General features: G+C 38.1%; 19 protein-coding genes and 1 pseudogene. 2 read left to right on the top strand and 18 right to left on the bottom strand.

Going from position 1 to position 20,361, the window contains the following annotated elements; all coding sequences use genetic code 11:
• Positions 1 to 7: 7 nt before the first annotated feature.
• Positions 8 to 565: an aminoacyl-tRNA hydrolase gene (gene pth / locus ACVWNY_RS01135; RefSeq protein WP_218326964.1), complete on the bottom strand. Its 558-nt coding sequence runs from the start codon at positions 563 to 565 to the stop codon at positions 8 to 10.
• A 305-nt stretch (positions 566 to 870) separates the two neighbouring features.
• On the opposite strand from pth, the gene ACVWNY_RS01130 reads away from it, so the two are divergent.
• Both ACVWNY_RS01130 and ACVWNY_RS01125 read left to right on the top strand, forming a co-directional pair.
• Positions 871 to 1,851, top strand: coding sequence for an L-lactate dehydrogenase (locus tag ACVWNY_RS01130; protein ID WP_218326965.1), 981 nt, complete (start codon positions 871 to 873; stop codon positions 1,849 to 1,851).
• 143 nt (positions 1,852 to 1,994) lie between these two features.
• The gene (locus ACVWNY_RS01125; RefSeq protein WP_438718969.1) at positions 1,995 to 3,407 is read left to right on the top strand and encodes a L,D-transpeptidase family protein; all 1,413 of its coding nucleotides are present in this window, start codon (positions 1,995 to 1,997) and stop codon (positions 3,405 to 3,407) included.
• A 92-nt stretch (positions 3,408 to 3,499) separates the two neighbouring features.
• Here the strand turns inward: ACVWNY_RS01125 and ACVWNY_RS01120 are convergent, their stop codons facing one another.
• From ACVWNY_RS01120 to ACVWNY_RS01040, 17 genes and pseudogenes are all read right to left on the bottom strand, one after another.
• Entirely contained in the window at positions 3,500 to 4,222 is a 723-nt protein-coding gene (locus ACVWNY_RS01120) for a YebC/PmpR family DNA-binding transcriptional regulator (RefSeq protein WP_454071558.1), read from the bottom strand.
• Positions 4,223 to 4,290: 68 nt separating this feature from the next.
• Positions 4,291 to 4,794, bottom strand: coding sequence for a VanZ family protein (locus ACVWNY_RS01115; RefSeq protein WP_218327157.1), 504 nt, complete (start codon positions 4,792 to 4,794; stop codon positions 4,291 to 4,293).
• Between the two features lie 83 nt (positions 4,795 to 4,877).
• Positions 4,878 to 6,224 (bottom strand): C40 family peptidase, encoded by a 1,347-nt coding sequence (locus ACVWNY_RS01110; RefSeq protein WP_218326968.1) that lies wholly within the window; start codon positions 6,222 to 6,224, stop codon positions 4,878 to 4,880.
• Between the two features lie 228 nt (positions 6,225 to 6,452).
• Positions 6,453 to 6,980 carry a rod shape-determining protein MreD gene (mreD, locus tag ACVWNY_RS01105; protein ID WP_218326969.1) on the bottom strand — a complete coding sequence of 176 codons (528 nt, stop codon included), beginning with the start codon at positions 6,978 to 6,980 and terminating at the stop codon, positions 6,453 to 6,455.
• Entirely contained in the window at positions 6,977 to 7,837 is an 861-nt protein-coding gene (gene mreC / locus ACVWNY_RS01100; RefSeq protein ID WP_218326970.1) for a rod shape-determining protein MreC, read from the bottom strand. The genes mreD and mreC overlap by 4 nt, the downstream gene beginning before the upstream one ends.
• A 135-nt stretch (positions 7,838 to 7,972) precedes the next feature.
• Positions 7,973 to 8,614, bottom strand: coding sequence for a thiamine diphosphokinase (locus ACVWNY_RS01095; RefSeq protein WP_218326971.1), 642 nt, complete (start codon positions 8,612 to 8,614; stop codon positions 7,973 to 7,975).
• Entirely contained in the window at positions 8,614 to 9,264 is a 651-nt protein-coding gene (gene rpe, locus ACVWNY_RS01090; protein WP_218326972.1) for a ribulose-phosphate 3-epimerase, read from the bottom strand. Before rpe ends, ACVWNY_RS01095 begins: the two co-directional genes overlap by 1 nt.
• A 5-nt stretch (positions 9,265 to 9,269) precedes the next feature.
• Entirely contained in the window at positions 9,270 to 10,148 is an 879-nt protein-coding gene (gene rsgA, locus ACVWNY_RS01085) for a ribosome small subunit-dependent GTPase A (protein ID WP_343214732.1), read from the bottom strand.
• 120 nt (positions 10,149 to 10,268) lie between these two features.
• Positions 10,269 to 12,383, bottom strand: coding sequence for a Stk1 family PASTA domain-containing Ser/Thr kinase (gene pknB / locus ACVWNY_RS01080; protein WP_218326973.1), 2,115 nt, complete (start codon positions 12,381 to 12,383; stop codon positions 10,269 to 10,271).
• On the bottom strand, positions 12,380 to 13,123 hold the full coding sequence (locus ACVWNY_RS01075; RefSeq protein WP_246601552.1) for a Stp1/IreP family PP2C-type Ser/Thr phosphatase: 744 nt from the start codon (positions 13,121 to 13,123) through the stop codon (positions 12,380 to 12,382). The genes pknB and ACVWNY_RS01075 overlap by 4 nt, the downstream gene beginning before the upstream one ends.
• 21 nt (positions 13,124 to 13,144) lie before the next feature.
• A pseudogene (rsmB, locus tag ACVWNY_RS01070) lies at positions 13,145 to 14,494 on the bottom strand (16S rRNA (cytosine(967)-C(5))-methyltransferase RsmB); the annotation flags it as partial.
• The gene (gene fmt / locus ACVWNY_RS01065; protein WP_218326975.1) at positions 14,494 to 15,435 is read right to left on the bottom strand and encodes a methionyl-tRNA formyltransferase; all 942 of its coding nucleotides are present in this window, start codon (positions 15,433 to 15,435) and stop codon (positions 14,494 to 14,496) included. The pseudogene rsmB and the gene fmt, both read right to left, overlap by 1 nt.
• Positions 15,428 to 15,919 (bottom strand): peptide deformylase, encoded by a 492-nt coding sequence (def, locus tag ACVWNY_RS01060; protein WP_218326976.1) that lies wholly within the window; start codon positions 15,917 to 15,919, stop codon positions 15,428 to 15,430. Before def ends, fmt begins: the two co-directional genes overlap by 8 nt.
• Before the next feature lie 10 nt (positions 15,920 to 15,929).
• On the bottom strand, positions 15,930 to 18,329 hold the full coding sequence (gene priA, locus ACVWNY_RS01055) for a primosomal protein N' (RefSeq protein WP_218326977.1): 2,400 nt from the start codon (positions 18,327 to 18,329) through the stop codon (positions 15,930 to 15,932).
• Positions 18,330 to 18,453: 124 nt separating this feature from the next.
• Entirely contained in the window at positions 18,454 to 18,753 is a 300-nt protein-coding gene (gene rpoZ, locus ACVWNY_RS01050) for a DNA-directed RNA polymerase subunit omega (protein ID WP_218326978.1), read from the bottom strand.
• A gap of 5 nt (positions 18,754 to 18,758) precedes the next feature.
• Positions 18,759 to 19,373 (bottom strand): guanylate kinase, encoded by a 615-nt coding sequence (gene gmk / locus ACVWNY_RS01045; RefSeq protein WP_218326979.1) that lies wholly within the window; start codon positions 19,371 to 19,373, stop codon positions 18,759 to 18,761.
• A gap of 103 nt (positions 19,374 to 19,476) precedes the next feature.
• A complete protein-coding gene (locus tag ACVWNY_RS01040; protein WP_454071557.1) occupies positions 19,477 to 20,358 on the bottom strand; it encodes a YicC/YloC family endoribonuclease in 882 nt (293 codons plus the stop codon).
• Positions 20,359 to 20,361 lie beyond the last annotated feature (3 nt).

The following is a 20,361-nucleotide window of genomic DNA, read 5'->3' as shown; positions in this document are numbered from 1 at the left end:
GACTCTCCTAGTTAAAACGATTCATCGTTTGGACGAAGTCGTCAGTCTCTATGTAATCTTCAATTGCTTCTTTAGCCCGCATAACTGTATCAGTGATAATAGCTGTTTCTTCATTATTAAAAGAGCTTAATACATGATTGACAACTGTCTTATTATTCGACCGTCCAATTCCAATTTTCACTCGATCAAAAACAGATGTCCCTAAATGAGAAATTATACTTTTTAAACCATTATGTCCACCGGCACTACCTTTTTGACGCAAGCGTAATTTTCCTAAAGCCAAATCCAAGTCATCTGATACAACCACCAACTCTTCTGGATAAACACCAAAGTACGTCATCAACGGTCCCACCGCACGACCAGATTCATTCATAAAGGTTTGCGGCTTCACCAATAAAATCTTTTCACCATTAATAAAAAAGTCAGCTACTTCTGCTTCAAAAGTATTCTTTTTAAAAGTTGCACCATGAGATTTAGCTAATTCATCTACCACCATAAAACCCACATTGTGTTTGGTATTTTCATATTTCCTACCAGGATTTCCTAATCCAACAATCATTTTCATTTATTTTTCCTCACTATCTTAAACATGACAAAAGGCTGGATAATCAAAATGATTATCCAGTCGACTGGTTCATTATAGCACAAACTGCCACTTTTTGACGGTAAACGCTCCTGCTAAAATAGGTTTTTTTTACTAGATTTTCCAAAAACTTTATAATTCTTCTATCCCTTTTAATCGATACTAAAACGGTTTCTTATGAAACAGCAAAAAAAACTGTACTAATTGATGTGTTATTACGTGACAAATTTCATAAACTAGTGTTATTATCACACCAGTGAAAAGTTTATTTGAAGGGATTGGTCTAAATGACTGCCAACACAGTTAAAAAAGCACATCAAAAAGTGATCTTAGTAGGGGATGGCGCTGTCGGGTCAAGTTATGCGTTTGCTTTAGTCAACCAAAACATCGCACAAGAAATTGGCATTATTGATATTGATAAAAACCGCACAGAAGGAGATGCTATTGATTTATCACATGCATTAGCTTTTACTTCTCCTAAAAAAATATATTCAGCAAGTTATGCTGATGCCCATGATGCCGATTTAGTTGTCATCACAGCTGGCGCGCCACAAAAACCAGGTGAAACTCGTTTGGATTTAGTAAACAAAAATTTACGGATCAACAAAGGTATTGTAGAACAAATTGTTGCTTCAGGTTTTGACGGTATCTTCTTAGTTGCCGCAAATCCAGTCGACATTTTAACTTATGCCACTTGGAAATTCTCAGGTTTTCCTAAAGAACGCGTAATCGGTTCTGGTACTTCATTAGATACTGCTCGTTTCCGTCAAGCCATTGCTGAATTAGTCGACGTGGATGCACGTAACGTCCATGCTTACATTTTAGGTGAACATGGTGATTCAGAATTCCCAGTTTGGTCACACGCAAATGTTGCCGGCTTGCAAATTTACGAATGGATTAAAGACAATCCAGAAGTTAATGAAGAAGAATTAGTCAACCTATTCTTTGGTGTTCGAGATGCAGCTTACGAAATTATCGAGAAAAAAGGCGCAACTTTTTATGGAATCGCCGTAGCTTTGGCAAGAATTACTCGCGCTATCTTAAATGATGAAAATGCAGTTTTCCCATTGTCTGTTTATTTAGAAGGGCAATATGGACAAAATGATATCTTTATCGGAGCTCCCGCTGTTGTTAACGCCAAAGGAATCCAAAATATCATTGATGTACCATTAACTGATTCTGAACAAGAAAAAATGGATGCTTCGGCAAAACAATTAAAAGAAATCATGGATAAAGCTTTCGCTGATTTAGAAAATGAAAGTAAATAAATGAAGCTATTAGAAACTGTTGAGAAAATTCTCAACAGTTTTTTTAAATTTTACATTTAATTCAGACAGATGGCTCGCTTTTTCATATCAATATGTTATAGTAAATTGCGTACATATCTTTTTAGAATAAGGAGTTATTTCTAATGAGCCGAGCAGAAAAAAGAAAAAATTCAAGAGGCAAAAAAGGACTAATCATTGGATTAGGTTTAGTAGCCGTTGTGATTGTTGGTGGTTACTCCATTCGCAGCGTCCATTATAGTCAAAGATTTTTACCTAATACTGAAGCTAGTGGCGTTGATATCAGCAATTTAACTGTTGACGAAGCCAATCAAAAATTAGAAAAAGAACTTTCTGATACAGCTTTCATGATCAAAATTGATGGTAAAAATTGGAAAGAAATTAACCGTGACGATGTTGGTTGGAAATCTGATTATACTTCTGATTTGCAAAATATTAAATCAGAACAAAATCCATTTTCATGGGGCACTCAATTGGTTTCAGCGGCTAGTACCACTGATCTAGAAAATACAACAGTAGATTCTGATCAATTAAATGCCGTTGCTGCAGTAGTTAGAAATGATATACAAGCAACGAATGAAAGCCGCACACCCTCGACTGATGCAACCATCAATCAAAACGATAGTGGTGACTTTGAAATTGTTGCCGAAAAACAAGGAACCCAGATCGATGTAGATAAGGCTGCCAAAGCTTTCGAAAGTGCCGTTGAATCTGGAAAATCAACTATTGATTTTTCAAATTACTATACCAAGCCAGCTGTTACTAGCAATTCAACTAAGTTAAAGAATACTTTATCTAGCATTGATAAAATTGCTAATGTCAAAGCAACTTACAGCATCAATGGAGAATCGATTCAGATACCGTCAGAATCAATTAAAAGTTGGTTAACTACTGATGAAGCTGGTAACGCAACATTGGATCAAGAACAAGTCACAAACTATGTCACAGAATTAGGCAACAAATATAACACTAGTACGAACCCAACTAAATTTACTAGCACTAGACGTGGCGAAGTAGAAGTCCCGGCTGGAACTTACGGTTGGACGATTGATACAGAAGCAGAAGTAACTGCTTTAACTGATCAAATTTTAGCAGGCGAAAGCTTCACTCGTTCACCAAAAACAAATGGTTCAACAACCGCTGATCATAAATTAATTGACAACACTTATGTTGAAGTCGATTTAGAAAATCAGCACATGTGGTTCTATCAAAATGGTGAATTAAAACTTGAAACTGATATTGTCAGCGGAAAACCAACCACACCAACTCCTGCAGGTGTAAATTATATTTGGAGCATGGAAACCAATACAACTCTACGAGGCACAAATGATGATGGCAGTAAATATGCCAGCCCAGTAAGTTATTGGATGCCGATTGATTGGACCGGTGTTGGTATTCACGATTCAGACTGGCAAAGTGCTTACGGTGGTAGCCGTTGGTTAACTTACGGATCTCACGGTTGTATTAATACCCCACCAGGTGTAATGAGCCAATTATTCGGGATGGTTTCTGTCGGTGTACCAGTCTTAGTCTTTTAAAAATAAACGCTTAGTCCATTGTGACTAGGCGTTTTTTATTGCTGCAAAACACAATAAAAGGACTGATCAACGACCAATCCCTTTTGCCTTATTTATTCTGCTGAAGTAAAGACCTCTGACACATCATCGTCATCTTCCAGTTTATCAATTAATTGTTCGAGTTTTTCTTTTTGCGGAGTTTCTAAAGCAACTGTCGTTTGCGGCACCATTGTTAATTCTGCTTGTGCCAAAGTTAAACCGTCAGCTTCCAACTGATCGCGCACAGTCGTAAAGTCTTCAGGTGTTGTATAAATTTCAAAAACCTCTGGCGATACTTCCAAATCTTCCCCACCAGCTTCTAACACATCTTCAAACATTTGATCTTCATCAATAGCTAGTCCCTCACGCTCAATCACAATATATCCTTTTCGATCAAACATATAACTAACCGAACCCGTTTCACCTAAATTGCCACCATTTCTGGTGAAAGCTACTCGGACATTGGTTCCGGTCCGATTACGATTATCTGTCAAAGTGTGAACTAAGACGGCTACACCTCCAGGTCCATAACCTTCATAAGTAATTTCGTCATAATTTTCATTATCGCCAGCAGAAGAAGCTTTTTTTATTGCACGATTAACATTATCGTTTGGCATGTTCGCCGCTTTAGCTTTATCCATTACCAATCTTAATGAGGGATTATCGGACGGATCAGGACCACCAGCTTTGGCAGCCATATAAATTTCTCGCGATATTTTTTGGAAAATCTTCCCTCTTTTGGCATCTTGTGCATTTTTTCGCCCTTGAATATTGTGCCATTTGCTATGTCCTGACATACTTCATTCCTCCTAAATTATTCATCTTAATAATTGTCTCGCGAACCAGCATTTCCGTCAAGAATAAATCATTTTCTTCGTTGTTTGAAAGATAATATTATCGTAAGAATGACCGTTGCTGTTAATGCACCCACCGCATCCAGCATAACATCTTGAAATAATGGTGTTCGTCCACCAGTTAGCATTTGGTGAAATTCATCTGTTGCTGCATATCCAGTAGCTGCCAATGTAGCAAAAATCAGACTTAAGCCCTTAGCGGAATTTTTCAAATTTGGATATAATCCTAAATATAAGCTACCACCTAATACAAAATAAGTGAAAAAATGCGCGCCTTTTCGAATGAAAAATTCGATAAATTTACTATAACCTTGTGCCTGAATACTTACTTCGCTATCTCCATACTGAAATGCAATTTGGCTCAGTTGAGTTTTAAAAGGTTGCGTAGTTAAAAATTGCTGAATCGTCGATACTTGACTTTGTTCTTGATAAGTCATCGATGAACTATAAAATAAAATTATCATTACTGCTAAAGCAACAACAAAATAAAGTCGCCCATTACGATGGTTTTTTATAAATAATTCCTTCACTTGATACTCCTTCTAAGATACAAAAAAACTGAGCCAAGAAGACTTGGCCCAGTTTGTATAGTTTTGAATTAACCTAAAACATTCACAGCAAAGCTTGGTGCATAATAAGCAGTGCTTCCGATTGTTACGCTTTCGCCTGGTTGAGGTGCATGGATATATTGTCCTCCACCTAATGCGATTGCTACGTGGTAAGAACCACCTTGGCTACCCCAGAAATATAAATCTCCCGGTTGAGCAGCACCTACTGAGATAACTGTTCCAGCTGATTCTTGAGGAACTGTCCAGCCACCGATACTCATGCCAACTTGTGCAAATACGTAAGAAGTGAAACCTGAGCAGTCAAATCCTGAAGGAGTTTTTCCGCCCCATACATAAGGAACACCGATATATTGTTGTGCAATTGAAGTAATTGATGCGCGTGATGCACTTGCTCCAGTACTTGGTGCTGGTGTAGGAGTTGTTGGTGCTGGCGTTTCAACTACAGGTGTTTCTACTGCTGGTGTTTCAACTACAGGCGTTTCTGTAGTATTTGTATTGTCATTGCTTACTTCTGGTGTTGAAGGTTCAGTCACACTCGGTGTAGTTGGTTCAGTTACACTTGGTGTTGTTACTTCAGTTGCTGGTGCTTCAGTTGTAACAGAAGTAGAGCTTTCACTTGATGCTTGTTGTTGTGCTGCTTCAGCTGCTGCTTGCGCATTTGCTGCCGCTTGTTGTTCTGCTGCAACTTGTTGTTGCTCAGCAACTGCTGCTTGTTGTTCTGTTTGTAGGCTTGCTTTTTCATCTTCTGCTGTTGCTTGATCAGCAGCATAAGTTGTTTGTTGTACTTTCAAATCAGCTTGCGCTGAGATTAAGTTACCTTTTTGTTGTTCTAATTCAGCTTGGTTAGCTTGAATTTGTTGTAATTGTTGTTCGTTTTCAGCTTGCTTTTGTTGAACTGCTTCTTTATCCGCTTTTTGTTGTTCAACTAAATCATTGTTCGCTTTAACAATTGTTGTCATCGCTTGAATGCGACCAACAGCATCTGAGAATGATTCTGCATTTAATACCACGTCAACTACATTTGTAGAATTTTGTCTTACTTGGACTTGACGTGCTTGTTTTTGGATCATTGCAGAACGTTTGTCAATGCGCTCTTGTAAAGTAGTAATTTGGTCTTGCAAGTCTTGAGAATTTGCTTGCAATTCTGATTGTTGGGCTAATAAATCTTGTGCCTTTGTATTAATGTCTGCAACGTCTGATTCTAATGAACTGATTTGAGACTGAGCGTCAGTCTGTTGGTTTTGTAAACTAGAGATTTTTGAATCTTGATCGGCTATTTTACTATCAAATTCATCGGCTGAAGCTGCATATGGAGCTGCTAGGGCACTTAATGTTACTGTAGTTAGCATTAATGCTGATAACAAACTTTTTTTCACTTTATAAATCCTCCGACTACTGTTTAAGTTTTTTATTTTTGAATTTTATTAGACTTTTTTTCTAACACAATGCAAAGGATACCACAGCTTTGTGTCATAGAGATAATAGCTTTGTTACAAAAGTGTTTCATTTCAAATATAAATTGTTGAGGGTTTGTCACAATAAAAAAAACAAAGGATTGCCCTTTGTTTTTTTCTCTTCATACGATTTGATCAATGACTGCTAAATCAGAAATTGGCATCCTCGTCTGGGTTATTTAAAATCGCTTCGATTGGAATAATTACAATAATAAAAACCACAATGTTGGCAATCAAACTTGGCCACAAATTTTGAGTAATAAAGTACAACAGATTCACTGAGACCAACCTAAAAACTAGCTGCAGCAATAACAACGCCACATTCCAAATTGTCACAAAAATAATCATACCAAAAAACATGGTAAAAATATTTTGATGAATTATCTTGCCAAATTTATACATTAACCAAACAATAAGTGGCATCACAGCCGCATAAATACCAATCATACCTGTGTAATAAATATCGATAATCATTCCGATAACAATCATAGTAATGATTAAAAATTGTTCGTTGACTAATTTAGAAATAACTAATAAAAAAACCAAGGTAAGATGAACACTTACTAAATAGCGGTTATCAAAAAAACTAGCTATTACTGATGAGATATGGGCATCTAGCAGTAGTGAGAGAAATAAAATGAATGGAGCTAAAATTTTTACTTTGTCTTGTCGAATCATTCGCTAGCATCCACCGATCGTTGAATAATTGTCACTACTGAAAAATCAAACATATCGGCATAAGGTTTGATATAAATTTCTTTTGCCAAACCATAACCAGTCGTTTTGACTTCGGTTACTTCACCAATTGGCAAGTTCGCTGGCGAGTTACCTCCCAAACCTGACGTTTGCACGATATCCCCTTTTTTAATATCAGAAGTTTCTGTTAAGTCATCAGCGATCAACTCTTGTTTTTTCTTACGATAGCCAGACAAAACTCCATAACTATCACCATCATCCGTTGAAATTTTAACTGGGAAACGATTGACGTCATTGCTGTCAGTCGTTAACAACTCCACTTTAGAAGAATTTGCACTAGCTTCTACTACTCTTCCTACTAGTCCCGCTTGAGACATTACCGCCATATCTTTTTCAATACCATCGGTGGTTCCTTTATCCACCACCAAATTATCTTGCCACGAATTTGGTGAGCGGGTAATGACATTGGCAGTTACTTTATCGTAATCGCTCAAAGTTTCGTTTAATTCTAATTCATCTTGTAATTGACTAATTTCTTTTTCTTGGTTCTTATTACGCTGTTCTAATTCTTCGTATTCATCAATTTTTTCTTTTAAACGTTGATTTTCAGTATATGTTTCAGTCAAGTTTGAGACTGTGTCGATTCCCTCAACAATCCAACGACCAGGCGCAGAGATAACTTTATCGACCGCACCGACGATGTCATTGACACCAGATTGGAGCACATTTGTTTTAGAACTTTTCGAGCGCGAATACGCCGTCAAGCTTACTGTTGCAATCACCACGATGATAATGATCAAGATGATGATGATATTTTTATTTGGATTGAACTTTTTCACGTAGGCACCTCAAGATATTATAAATATAGATTAAATTTTACCACTAAATTAGGCTTAACTAAAGGATTGACAGTCGCCTTTAAAGAATTTTATTATCTCAAAAAATAAAAAAAGATTGAGCAAAAATTCTCAATCTTACGCGTCTTTATTTTGGGTGATCGCCACAATTCCACTAGTAAATGAAACCGTTGCGGGTTTTCCAATAAATTCGTTGCTTCCTAAACTGATCGGAGTGGCAAAATTAGTTTGAGTCAAAGTATATTTGGCCTCATTGATTATTAAATTATCAACAGCAGTCAAACAAATAATACCTAGATATTTGGTTTCAGGTAATTGCTGAATCAAATGTTCGCCTGGCGGTAAATAAGAAAAATGATTTTGTTTATCTTGAATGACTAATTGTTGTAGAAACGGAAAAAAGCGTGGTTCCAATCCTAACCACAAATTCGACAACAGATGATCTAAGCGGCCACCCGTTGCGCCGATTAATTTAATTTTAGCGTTTGGAAATTTTTCAAAAACCTTGCTCACAGCTAATTGCGTATCCGTTTCATCTTTTTCTGCCGGCGAAGTAAGAATCTCTTTGGCTTGCGCAAATACAAACCCCTGCTCTTCTTCGGTCAGTGAGTCGAAATCACCAATTGTTAGATCAGGAATGATATTTCGCTCTAGTAAAAATAAATTTCCGCGGTCAATTCCTACAACATAATCAAACCCATCAACGGAAAAAGCTGGCCAGTCTTCCGGACTTCCGCCAGCTACTAATAACACATTCATTACTGAATCACTTCTCTTAAATCATCAATCGCTTTTTTAATATCTTTAGCGCCGTAGATGTAAGAACCTGCTACAAAAACATCGGCGCCCGCTTGGCGACAAAGTTTTGCTTCTTCTACTTTGATGCCACCATCGACTTCGATTTCATAATGATAACCTTGTTCTTTTCGCAACGCTGCTAATTCGGCAATTTTATCTAATTGATTTTCAATAAAGCCTTGACCACCAAACCCTGGGTTAACAGTCATAACTAAAACTTGATCACAGTCAGCCAAAACGTATTTTACATCTTCCACTGGTGTACCTGGATTCAGCACTACTCCTGATTTAACACCAGCTTGTTTAATCATTTGAACAGCGCGGTGTAAATGAGGTGTTGCTTCTGCATGCACCATGATAATATCTGATCCTGCTTTAGCGAAATCCTCAATATATTTTTCTGGATCGCTGATCATTAGGTGGACATCCAATGGTAATTTGGTAATTGGGCGTAACGCTGCAACCACGCTAGGACCAAAAGTAATATTCGGTACAAAATGACCGTCCATTACGTCGACATGAATATAATCCACACCATAACCTTCCACAAGTTTTACATCTTCTCCCAATTTGGCAAAATCCGCGCTTAAAATCGATGGTGCAATTTTCATAATACCTACTCCTTTTTCTTTTTATATACTGGACGTCGTTTTTCGATGTCCTGTAAAAATTGTAAATAATTATCATAACGAGATTGGGCAATTTCCCCCTGCTCTACTTCGGCTTTGACCGCACAACCTGGCTCTTTCACATGACGACATTCTCTAAACCGGCAATTGACAGAGGCTCGCACAAATTCAGGAAATTCTTTAGGTAAAGTTTCAGAGGTTAAATCCAAAAACTCAATCGAGCTAAATCCCGGTGTGTCAGCTACTAAGCCACTAAATATAGCTAGTAACTCAACATGTCGAGTAGTGTGTTTACCCCGTCCCAGCGCTTCCGAAATTTCTCCAGTAGCCAAATCTAACTCGGGCACCAATTCATTTAAAAGAGTTGATTTTCCAGCACCTGATTGACCCATAAAAACTGTCAGTTTATTTTTAAATAACGATATTAATTTATCTTTTTCATCTAGCCCCGCGATTACAGAGTAACCAATGCCTTGATAGAGTTGCTTAATTTGATTAGCTAATGGCTGATCTTTAGCCAAATCAACTTTTGATAAATATATAACTGGTTCGATATTTTTTTCCTCTAAGGTGACTAAAAAACGATCCAGTAAATTATAAGAAAAATTCGGTTCAACTAAACTAATAACTACGACACCCAAATCAACATTTGCCACTGGTGGTCTGACTAATTCATTTTTTCGCGGTAAAAGTTCCAGCAAATATCCCTCACTGTTTTTTTCACTACTAAAAACAACTTCATCACCAACCAGCGGTGTCAGCTTTCTTTTTCGGAAATTTCCTCGACCTCGCGTTTGATAAGTTTGACCATTACTGTATACATAATAAAAACCACTTAGCGCTTTGCGAATCTGTCCTTCGATGATATCGCCTCCGTTCTTTTCACTTCGTATTGTATCATAGTTTGTTGATTTATTATTTGAATTTAATCATTTAAGTAAAAAATACCTTCCGCCAAATCAAGGCGAAAGGTATTTTAAAAGAAATTAACTACTGCTTGAAGAACTACTTCCACTGGAGACAACGACATTAATTGTTTCTCCTGATTTAATTGTGGCACCACCACCTGGGCTCGTTCGAATAACATTGCCTACTGGAACTGAGTCCGAGGCTTCTTCACTAATTGAAGCAGTTAAGCCTAAACCTTGTAAATAACTTTCAGCGGCTGCGCGACTAGAACCGACCAAATCTTTTAAGGTAAGTTCGCCTGAACCGCTTGAAACGACAACATTTACTGTGCCGCCCTTTTGAACAGTTCCACCACCGCCAGGGCTCGTCCGAATGACTATACCAGCCGCAACAGAATCAGAAGCTTCTTCACTGATTGAGGCGTTCAGACCCAAACCTTGTAAATAACTTTCAGCAGCCGACTGACTAGAACCAGTTAGTTCATTAATCGTGATGTAGTTTGAACCAGAGCTCACTTTTAAAGTCACTGTATCTTCAGCTGAAACTTTACTACCGTTTACTGGCGATTGACTAATTACTTGTCCAACAGGCACCGTTTCACTACCTTCATCCGTTCGATTAATCTGACTATCACTCAAACCTAATTCGATTAATGCTGCATAAGCTTCATCGTAGGTCATCCCTTGATAATTGCCTAGTTTATATGTTTTAGGTCCACTAGAAACTCTGAAAGTTATTGTATCTTCCTTAGGATCTAGCTTTTCTCCCGCTTTTGGTGATTGACTAATAATATCCCCTTCAGCAACTGTATCACTAGCGCTACGTCTAACTTTGATATTTCTTAAAACAAAACCACGTTTTTGCAAGTCACTTTGAGCAGAGGTTAAAGATTCTCCCTTATAATCTTTCAAAGTAATTTTTTTCGAGCCTGTACTAACAAATAATTGAACTTCAGAATTACGATTGACACTTGTTCCAGCTTCGGGACTAGTGCGAACTACATTGCCTTCGTCGACAGTATCATCAGCGATTTCTATAACTTCACTGTCGACCGTAAGATGAGCATTTTCTAGGGTTGAGGTTGCTTGCTCGACCGTCATATTCTGTACTTGCGGTACCGAAATATCTCCTCGGCCAAAAGCAAAATAACCAATCCCTAGCAGGGCTATTAAAGCGATAATCCCACCAATAATCAATCTTTTTTTCCGTTTATTTTTCTTTTTAGGCTTATTGTTCTTTTTTGGTTTTGTCGATTTTTCCAGTTCAACTTTAGGTTCTGGCATTACTTCAGCTTCGGCTTCAATTGGGGTAATTGCTTTCGTTTCCCCCATCATTGCCATCGGTGTCCAAGGCATTTGGTTGAGCCCCGCACTAGTTAATGCTACTGACAAATCAGCTGCCATCTCATCCACCGTTTTATAACGATCTGCTGGATCTTTAGCAGTTGCTTGTAAAACAATATTTTCAAGAGATTGAGGAATTTTAGGGTCCAATTGTTTTACTGAAGGAATCGGTTCTTGAAAATGTTTTAAAGCAATTGTTACCGCTGATTCCCCATCAAAAGGTACATTACCAGTAATTAATTCGTATAAAATAATCCCTAATGCGTAAATATCTGATTGTTTGGTAGCCATACTTCCACGGGCTTGTTCTGGTGATAGATAATGCACTGAACCCAGTAAAGAATTGGTCTGAGTTAATGAAGTCTCTGACAATGCAATGGCGATTCCAAAATCAGCAATTTTCGCGACGCCTTCTTCATCAATTAACACATTTTGTGGTTTTAAATCCCGATGAATAATGCCGTGTTCATGAGCCAAACTAACTGCTGATAAAATCTGCTCCATGATATCCACAATTTTTGCATAAGGAATTGGGCTGTGGGTTTGAATATATCGCTTCAAATCCATTCCTTGCACAAATTCCATAACTAAATATTGCATGCCACCCTCTTCATCAACGTCATAAACACTGACAATATTCGGATGAACTAATTCGGTTGCAGCTAAAGCTTCCCGCTGAAAACGTCTGATAGCTGTCTGGTCATTTTGAAAATCAAATCTTAGTACTTTGATTGCAACGTCACGATCTAATATTAAATCATGCGCTAAAAATACATTCGCCATGCCTCCACTACCAATACTAGCCAAAATTTTGTAGCGTCCATTGACTAGCGAGCCGATGTTTATCATGACTGATCCTCCTTCTCAAAGTGAATCAGCAAAACAGTAATATTATCAGAACCGCCCGCTTCATTAGCCGCTGAAATGAGACTCTTGGTTTTTTCTTCGATTGTCAAATCACTCGTAATCGTCACTAAAATGTCTTCTTCACTGACCATATTAGTCAAACCATCTGAACATAATAACAAGTAATCGCCTGTCTGATAAGTAAACTCAGAAACATCCACTTCCACACTTCCGAAAACACCGATGGAACGAGTCAGAATATTCTTTTGTGGATGGACCGCCGCCATCTCTTCAGTAATTTCTCCTGACTTCACTAACTCATTGACTAGGGAATGGTCATCCGTTAGTTGAACGATTGTGTCTTCGCTAATTTGATAAGCGCGACTATCTCCCACATGAGCCAAGGTAAAGCCATCTTCAAATAAAGCAGCTGAAACAATTGTTGTTCCCATTCCCTTGAGACTTTCATTAGTGTTTCCTTCATGATAAATTGTTTCATTCTCTTTTTGAATTTCGGTTACAAACCATTCATTGATTGTCTGATCATCAGAGATATTTGATTGGCTCCATGCTTCTCCTAAACCATCAACAATCATCTTACTGGCAACATCGCCAGCTTGATGCCCGCCCATACCATCAGCTAAAATTGCTAATTTCAGATCTGCCTGATTAGTAAAAACATTCGCGTAATCTTGATTAGTGTGGCGTCTTTTGCCAATATCTGATTGAAATTGAATTTCCATAACAGGTACTTCACCTCTACTCTTTTTTTTCATTCCGCAAATAAAAAAGCCGTCAGTCATAAAATCTTGTGGGTACAAGGTTAACATTTGATCTTTGATTTGCTCAGCAAGTGTCTCATTCACAGCTAAATCAATCTTCTCGAATTCTGGATGATCTTGCAAAAAGCCAGCAACCACTTGTTGATTTTCTTCAGGTGCAATTGTACACGTACTGTAAACTAAAATACCATCAACTTTTAAAGTTGGCGCACAGCTGTCTAAAATAGCCCGTTGAATTTTTGGTAATTGGACAAAGTCGGCCGATTTTTTTTGATATTTCAAATCGGGTTTACGACGCATTAAGCCTAAACCTGAACAAGGCGCATCAATTAAAATACGATCAAAAGATTCTCGCTGAAACCGATTTTCCACCTCTCTTGCATCCATCTCGATTGTTTTAATTTGCTCTGAGACGTGTAGACGTTCGGCATTTTCTCTTACTAATTTTAACTTATGGGCATGAATATCTAAAGCGGTAATTTCTCCAGTGCCATCTAACAGTGCTGCAATATGGGTGGTTTTTCCTCCAGGTGCAGAACAAGCATCTAGAACTTTTTGCTCTTTTTCCAATTCCATTACTGGTGCAACCAGCATTGAGCTTTCATCTTGAACCGTTATCAGGCCTGCTTGGTATAATTCACTACCTGCCAAAAAGCCTTTTTCAGCAACGATTCCGTAAGGTGAAACCAAGCTTTCCCAAGCATCAATGCCTTCTTCCGCTAATTTATTCAAAGCCGCTTCCCGACTAATTTCCCTTAAGTCTACTCGAGCACTAACATGACTAGGTTCTAATAATGACAAACCTAACTCTCTAGTCTCTTCTTTGCCGATTTCTTTAATGAATTTTTCGACTAAAAAGCGAGGCATACTGATTTCAGTCGCCAAACGCTCGATTGGATCTTTGATCGCTTCAATCTCTGGAAAGCCACGTCGCTGCATGCTACGTAATACACCGTTAACGAATTTACCAATTCCAGCATTTCCCTTGGCTTTGGCAATTTCGACGGCCTCATTTAAAATGGCGTGGTCTGGTACCCGATCCAAATAAATCATTTGATAAGCAGATAATTGTAATAATTGATTGACCCAAGGTTCAACTTTTTTTGCTCGTTTGATGAAAGGGGCCACAAAATAAGCCAACGAAATTTGACGGCTTAAAGTGCCGTAAACAATCTCTGTTAACAAAGCTGCATCTCTTTTATCAACTTGATTTTTTTTAATTAATTCATTTAATAATAAATTAGAGTAGGCACCGCCATGGTTGATTCGCTCTAGAGCTTCCAAAGCGGTAAATCTAACGGAGTGCAATAATTTTTTAGGAACTTTTGCCATTATTCTACCTTTTGTCCTTCTTGAACTTTTTGTCCACTACCATTTAAAAACGCTTGAATTGTTTGTTGCGCCTTGCCTGCTGGTTGTAATTCATCGATTTGTAAAACGGTCCCTTCACCACTAGCTATTTTCAAAGCTTTTTTACTCCGTTCGATAATTGTACCAGGAGCTTGATCGGTTTTTTCAGCTGTGATTGTGGCTTTAAGAATTTTCCAGTGGGTACCTTGGTAAGACGTATAAGCAACTGGCCAAGGATGCATGCCGCGAATTTGATTATTAATTTCAGTTGCTGTTTTTTGCCAATCAATCACTTCTTCTTCCCGCGTAATATTTGGTGAGAAAGTCACTTGGCTTTCATCTTGCGGAGTAGGTTGCAAAGAACCAGCCACAATCTTTGGTAAAGTAGCTAATAATAACTCTTTTCCGACACTACTTAATTTGTCAAACATCGTACCAACATCATCTTGATCAGTAATCGGAATACTTTTTTGACTGTAAACACCGCCAGCATCCATTTTTTTGATCATTTCCATGATGGTTACACCGGTTTCTTTTTCGCCATTAATGATGGCGTAATGAACTGGCGCACCACCGCGATATTTTGGTAATAAAGAAGCATGCACGTTGATTGCACCAATTTTTGGGACTTTCAATAGTCGTTCTGGTAAGAATTGACCAAAAGCAGCTGTCACGATTACATCCGGCTGCAATTGTTCAATCTGATCTAATTCTTCTGAACCACTAATTTTTTCTGGCTGTAAAACCAATAAATCGTGTTTCAACGCAGCCTCTTTAACAGGCGTCGCAGTAATTATTTTTTTACGTCCCACTGGTCGATCTGGTTGCGTGACGACGGCTAAAACCTCATAGCCTTCAGTCAACAAACCTTCTAAAATAGGCACAGAAAAAGCTGGTGTACCCATAAATACTATTTTAGTCATCTTCGTGTTCCTCCATATATTTTTCTAAATCGGCTGGCGCAATTTTTTCAATCATTTGGTCGATAAACAATTTACCATCTAAGTGATCAATCTCATGTTGGAAACAACGAGCTAGATATCCATAAGCAGTCACTTCCATTTGATCACCCTCACGATCGTAATAACGGATCGTAATTTCATCTGCTCGCTTGACCGTTCCAAAAGTTTCTGGAATCGATAGACAGCCTTCTACATCAATTGTTTCCCCTTTTTTTTCGATAATTTCAGGATTAATCAGATCAAAGCGGTCGCCCTCTTCGATTTCAACTACCGCAATCCGTAAGTTACGTCCAACTTGTGGTGCCGCGATGCCAATCCCATCATGAGCCAGCATTGTTTCATACATATTATCTAATAAATCAATCAATTCGTCCGTCATATAAGGGACTTCTTCCGCAACTTTTCTTAATTTATCATCCGGATGCAGTAAAATTGGTAAACGCATATTTTCTCCTTTAAATAAAATACATCGGTTCATTGTCTAAGGCAATTAACAGTCCTTGTCGTTGATCCTTTTGACTCGTCTGTAAAATGTCTTCCAGCACCGCATGTAAATTAGGTTCGTGTTTATATTTAATAATCATTTGGTAATAGTAACGATTTTTAATCCGCATAATAGCCGCCGGAGAAGGTCCTAGCACAATACTTTGAGGACTAAGCGAACTTTTTAGTTGTTCCGCCAATTGGAAAGCCTTTTGGGCTGCTTTGATTTCTTCTTGGTGAGAAACGGTTACTTTGACAGTGAAATAATAGGGCGGATAAGCTGTCTGATGGCGCATCCGCATTTCCATTTGATAGAACTTTTCATAGTCATGTTCTTTTGCCAACTGAATTGTATAATGCTCCGGATTAAAGGTTTGAATGACTACTTCACCGGCTTTTGCACCCCGGCCTGCACGACCGCTAACTTGGGTAAGTAATTGGAAAGTCCGCTCGCTAGCTCGAAAGTCAGGTAAATTTAAAGCCGTATCGGCATTCAAAACACCTACTAACGTTACATTAGGATAATCCAGTCCTTTCGCAATCATTTGCGTCCCTAGTAAAATATCAGCCTCTTTATTTTCAAAAGCAGTTAAGATTTTTTCGTGAGCTCCTTTACGGCGTGTCGTATCGACGTCCATTCGTAAAATTCGTGCCTCTGGAATGAGCTGTTCTAACTCTTCTTGGACTTTTTCGGTACCTGTACCAAAATAACGAATTTTATCTTTGCCACAATTGGGACAGCGATGAGGAATTCCTTCTTCATGTCCACAATAATGACAACGCATCGTTTTCGTATCCATATGTAAAGTTAACGAAATATCACAATTGGGGCAAGGTAAAACATAGCCACAATCCCGACACATCACAAAGGAAGAATAGCCACGGCGGTTTAATAGTAAAACACTTTGTTCACCCTTAGTTAAGCGATCTCGAATTTTCATTTCTAAACTGGCTGAAAACGCCGAATTCAAGCGATTTTTCATTTCTTCCCGCATATCAATAATTTCTGTTTGCGGTAAGGTAGCTTGCGGATTGGCTCTTTTGGTTAACGTTAATAATTGATAAACACCTTTTTGGCTCCGGGCCCGCGATTCTAGTGAGGGTGTTGCTGAACCTAAAATGACAGGACAATGATGAAATTTTCCTCGCCAAATAGCTAAATCTCTGGCATGATAGCGAGGTGTTTCATCTTGTTTATAACTTGTTTCATGTTCTTCATCAATAATAATTACACCCAGATTGGTTAGCGGAGCAAAAACTGCTGAACGAGCGCCCACAACAACTTGAGCTTCGCCCCGTTCTAGTTTACGCCATTCATCATACTTTTCACCTTGTGATAAACCACTATGTAAAACTGCAACAGCTGAGCCAAAACGCGATTTAAAGCGGGTCACCATCTGAGGTGTCAAAGAAATTTCCGGTACTAACATCATGGCTGTTTGTTGCTTTTTCAAAACATCAGCAATTACTTGTAAATAAACTTCTGTTTTACCACTACCGGTGACTCCTTCTAGTAAAAATGTCCGGTGTTCCTCTGTTTGAACCTTCTCAGTTATCGCTTGATAAGCAGTTTGCTGTTCATCATTTAATTTAATCGCCGTGGTTTTTTGAAAATCTCTTTCAGCAAAAGGATCACGATAGGTTTCGATTTCTTCAAAAGCCAACCAGCCTTTTTCTTCAGCTTGATTTAAAATACTCAAACTAAAATTTTCTTTAACCTCTTTGACAGCAATTTTCTCTGCTTCTGACAAATTAGCTAAATAATCTAACAATGCCAGTTGTTTTTTTGCACCTTTGCGGATCGTTGCAACCAATTCGTCTTTTGCTGATAAATCAAAAGTCCGTTTGAGATAACGTGTAGTTTTTACTTTATTTTTGGTATGAACTTCATACCGCAGTTCAACCAAGCCATCCTCTCGTAATTGAGCCATTTCTTTTAACCAACCATTATTTTGTGCTTCATCAAAATCAATAAAATCGCCGTTATTGAAATATTTTGCCTTTAATTCAGCAGCATCATTCAATAAGTATAAGCGTTTTTGGTAATTGGCTTTCATAACACTTGGCAACATGGTTTGTAGACAAGTAATTTTAAAAGCGAAAGTTGTTTCTTTCATATAGTCAGCTAATTGTAATAATTCTTCAGTTAAGACTGGCGCTAAATCTAACACTCGGGTAATTTCTTTTATGTTATCTGGTAACGGTTGTGGGGCTGGTTGAATCCCAATAACAAATCCTTGGAGTTGTCTAGAACCAAAACCAACTTCTACCCGCATACCTGGTATTACTTTCATTTGAGGCGGAATCAAGTAACTGAAAGGTTGATCCGTCTGCATTGCTGGGACATCGACTATCACATCTGCTAAATTCATTTTTCCGCCTCCATTCTTATGTAGTGTACTAAATAATTACAAATTTTTCGTAAAGTTGTGAAAAACTTTTTTTCATAAAAAAGGGAGCTGGAATATTTTAACAACATCCCAGCTCATTCTTTGATTATTTTTCGTTGTTTACACGGTTTTCAACTTCACGTTGTTCCCGTTCACTTTGTAAGCGGCGTTCTTCTGCTTCTAATTTCATTCGTTCACGTTTAATTTCTGGATGCGGATCATTGATTACTGTGCCAGCATCAATTTCTTCTAATGCCTGGCCGACACTTTTAACAGATTCGAATGATTCAACCGTTGGCTGTGCTCCGGAATCTATTTCATGAGCTCTTTTACTAGCAAGAATCACTAATGAATACTTTGAATTTACTTTATCTAATAAAGTATCGATGGAAGGTTTTAACATCATAAGCTTTAAATCTCCTTTAACATTTTAATATATTTTCCGATTACCCGATCAACTCGGTAATGTTCTGCGACAATAATATCTTTGATTCGGTCAACTGCTAAGGGTACTTGATCATTGACCACAGCATAATCATACAGAGACATCATCTCAATCTCTTCACGAGCAGCTGCCATTCGTTGATCAATTACTTCTGGGCTGTCCGTCCCGCGTCCAACAATACGGGCTTTTAATTCTACTAAATCAGGCGGTGTTAAAAAAATAAATACGCCGTCAGGAACTTTTTCTTTGACTTGTCCGGCTCCTTGGACTTCAATTTCCAAAAAAACATCTTTGCCCTCGTCTAAAGTTTGATTGACATAATTTAGTGGCGTACCGTAGTAATTGCCGACATACTCTGCATATTCCAGCATTTCGCCAGCTTCAATAAGTGCCTCAAATTCTTCTTTCGTACGAAAATGGTAATCAACTCCGTCTACTTCTCCCGGCCGCATTTGGCGCGTCGTCATGGAGACAGAATATTGAAAATCATTGTCGTCTCGTTCAAAAATTGCTTTTCTGACAGTGCCTTTTCCGACACCAGAAGGTCCAGACAAAACAATTAAAAGTCCTCTTTCAGACATAAAAACGCCCTTTCATAGTCTTTTTTAGCTAAGTTGTATTGTGCACTTTTTTTTCAAAGATTTCAAGTGGCATTTTGCTGTAAAGAGCGTCCTTTCGGAAAACTTACTCGACATTTTGAATTTGTTCACGTATTTTTTCTAGAATCGTCTTTAATTGTACCACAATATCTTTGATTTGAATGGGACTCGACTTAGAACCGATGGTATTCACTTCACGATTAATTTCTTGTAATAAAAAGTCTAACTCACGCCCAACAGGGATGTCTTTTTGTGAAAGTTCCGCTAATTTAGTCAAATGAATAGTTAGACGATCCAATTCTTCGTGAATATCTCCTCGTTCCAATAAGATAGCCAATTCAGTCAACAAACGATCTTGATCGACTGTATTTCCAAGATATTCCTGCAATTTGGCTTCGTAACGCTTTTGATAATCTGCTTCGTAAAGGGTGACAAAAGATTTTAATTCTTCTACTAACTCAAAAACCTTTTGCTGATAATCTACTAAGACTGTCAAAATACCAGTACCTTCTTGGCTGCGGCTGGCAATCAGTTGATCAAAAGCTTGCTCTGCAGCTTCAATCACTAAATCTGCTAACGAATCTGAGTCCGTTTTTTGTTCCTCCAGCTTGATATAATCTGGTTGACCCACCAGCTTGATTAAAATATCTTCTGTCGATAAATTAATGGCCCCTATATGTTTCGCACCTGCTTGCATTTTTTCAATCAATTCTGTAATCAGTGACCAATCAATCGCAACTTGTTTGGCACCGCTATTGATTGGTGTTAAATTTAAATATAGTTCCACTCGTCCTCGCTGCACTTTTTCTTTGGCAATTTGCCGCAAAGCCGCTTCGTGAGGATTTAATTCTTTAGGTAGCCGAATTTGTAAATCTAAAAATCGATTGTTAACACTTTTTATTTCTAAAGATAATTCGTAAAAATCATTGCTAACAACTGCTTGGCCGTAGCCAGTCATACTTTTCATCAA

It is taken from the genome of Enterococcus sp. JNUCC 77, from assembly GCF_054819945.1.
The sequence above is the reverse complement of the archived record's forward strand: the minus strand, read 5'-3'. Positions and strand labels throughout refer to the sequence as shown.

Excerpts from the sequence above, each read along its gene's own strand:
- ACVWNY_RS01075 (WP_246601552.1), bottom strand. The coding sequence starts at position 13,123 with ATGGAAATTCAATTTCAATCAGATATTGGCAAAAGACGCCACACTAAT.
- rpe (WP_218326972.1), bottom strand. The coding sequence starts at position 9,264 with ATGAAAATTGCACCATCGATTTTAAGCGCGGATTTTGCCAAATTGGGA.
- rpoZ (WP_218326978.1), bottom strand. The coding sequence starts at position 18,753 with ATGATGTTAAAACCTTCCATCGATACTTTATTAGATAAAGTAAATTCA.
- priA (WP_218326977.1), bottom strand. The coding sequence starts at position 18,329 with ATGAATTTAGCAGATGTGATAGTCGATGTCCCAGCAATGCAGACGGAT.
- ACVWNY_RS01040 (WP_454071557.1), bottom strand. The coding sequence starts at position 20,358 with ATGAAAAGTATGACTGGCTACGGCCAAGCAGTTGTTAGCAATGATTTT.
- ACVWNY_RS01125 (WP_438718969.1), top strand. The coding sequence starts at position 1,995 with ATGAGCCGAGCAGAAAAAAGAAAAAATTCAAGAGGCAAAAAAGGACTA.
- ACVWNY_RS01130 (WP_218326965.1), top strand. The coding sequence starts at position 871 with ATGACTGCCAACACAGTTAAAAAAGCACATCAAAAAGTGATCTTAGTA.
- pth (WP_218326964.1), bottom strand. The coding sequence starts at position 565 with ATGAAAATGATTGTTGGATTAGGAAATCCTGGTAGGAAATATGAAAAT.
- def (WP_218326976.1), bottom strand. The coding sequence starts at position 15,919 with ATGCGTTTACCAATTTTACTGCATCCGGATGATAAATTAAGAAAAGTT.
- gmk (WP_218326979.1), bottom strand. The coding sequence starts at position 19,373 with ATGTCTGAAAGAGGACTTTTAATTGTTTTGTCTGGACCTTCTGGTGTC.
- fmt (WP_218326975.1), bottom strand. The coding sequence starts at position 15,435 with ATGACTAAAATAGTATTTATGGGTACACCAGCTTTTTCTGTGCCTATT.
- pknB (WP_218326973.1), bottom strand. The coding sequence starts at position 12,383 with ATGATAAACATCGGCTCGCTAGTCAATGGACGCTACAAAATTTTGGCT.
- mreD (WP_218326969.1), bottom strand. The coding sequence starts at position 6,980 with ATGATTCGACAAGACAAAGTAAAAATTTTAGCTCCATTCATTTTATTT.
- ACVWNY_RS01095 (WP_218326971.1), bottom strand. The coding sequence starts at position 8,614 with ATGAATGTGTTATTAGTAGCTGGCGGAAGTCCGGAAGACTGGCCAGCT.
- ACVWNY_RS01120 (WP_454071558.1), bottom strand. The coding sequence starts at position 4,222 with ATGTCAGGACATAGCAAATGGCACAATATTCAAGGGCGAAAAAATGCA.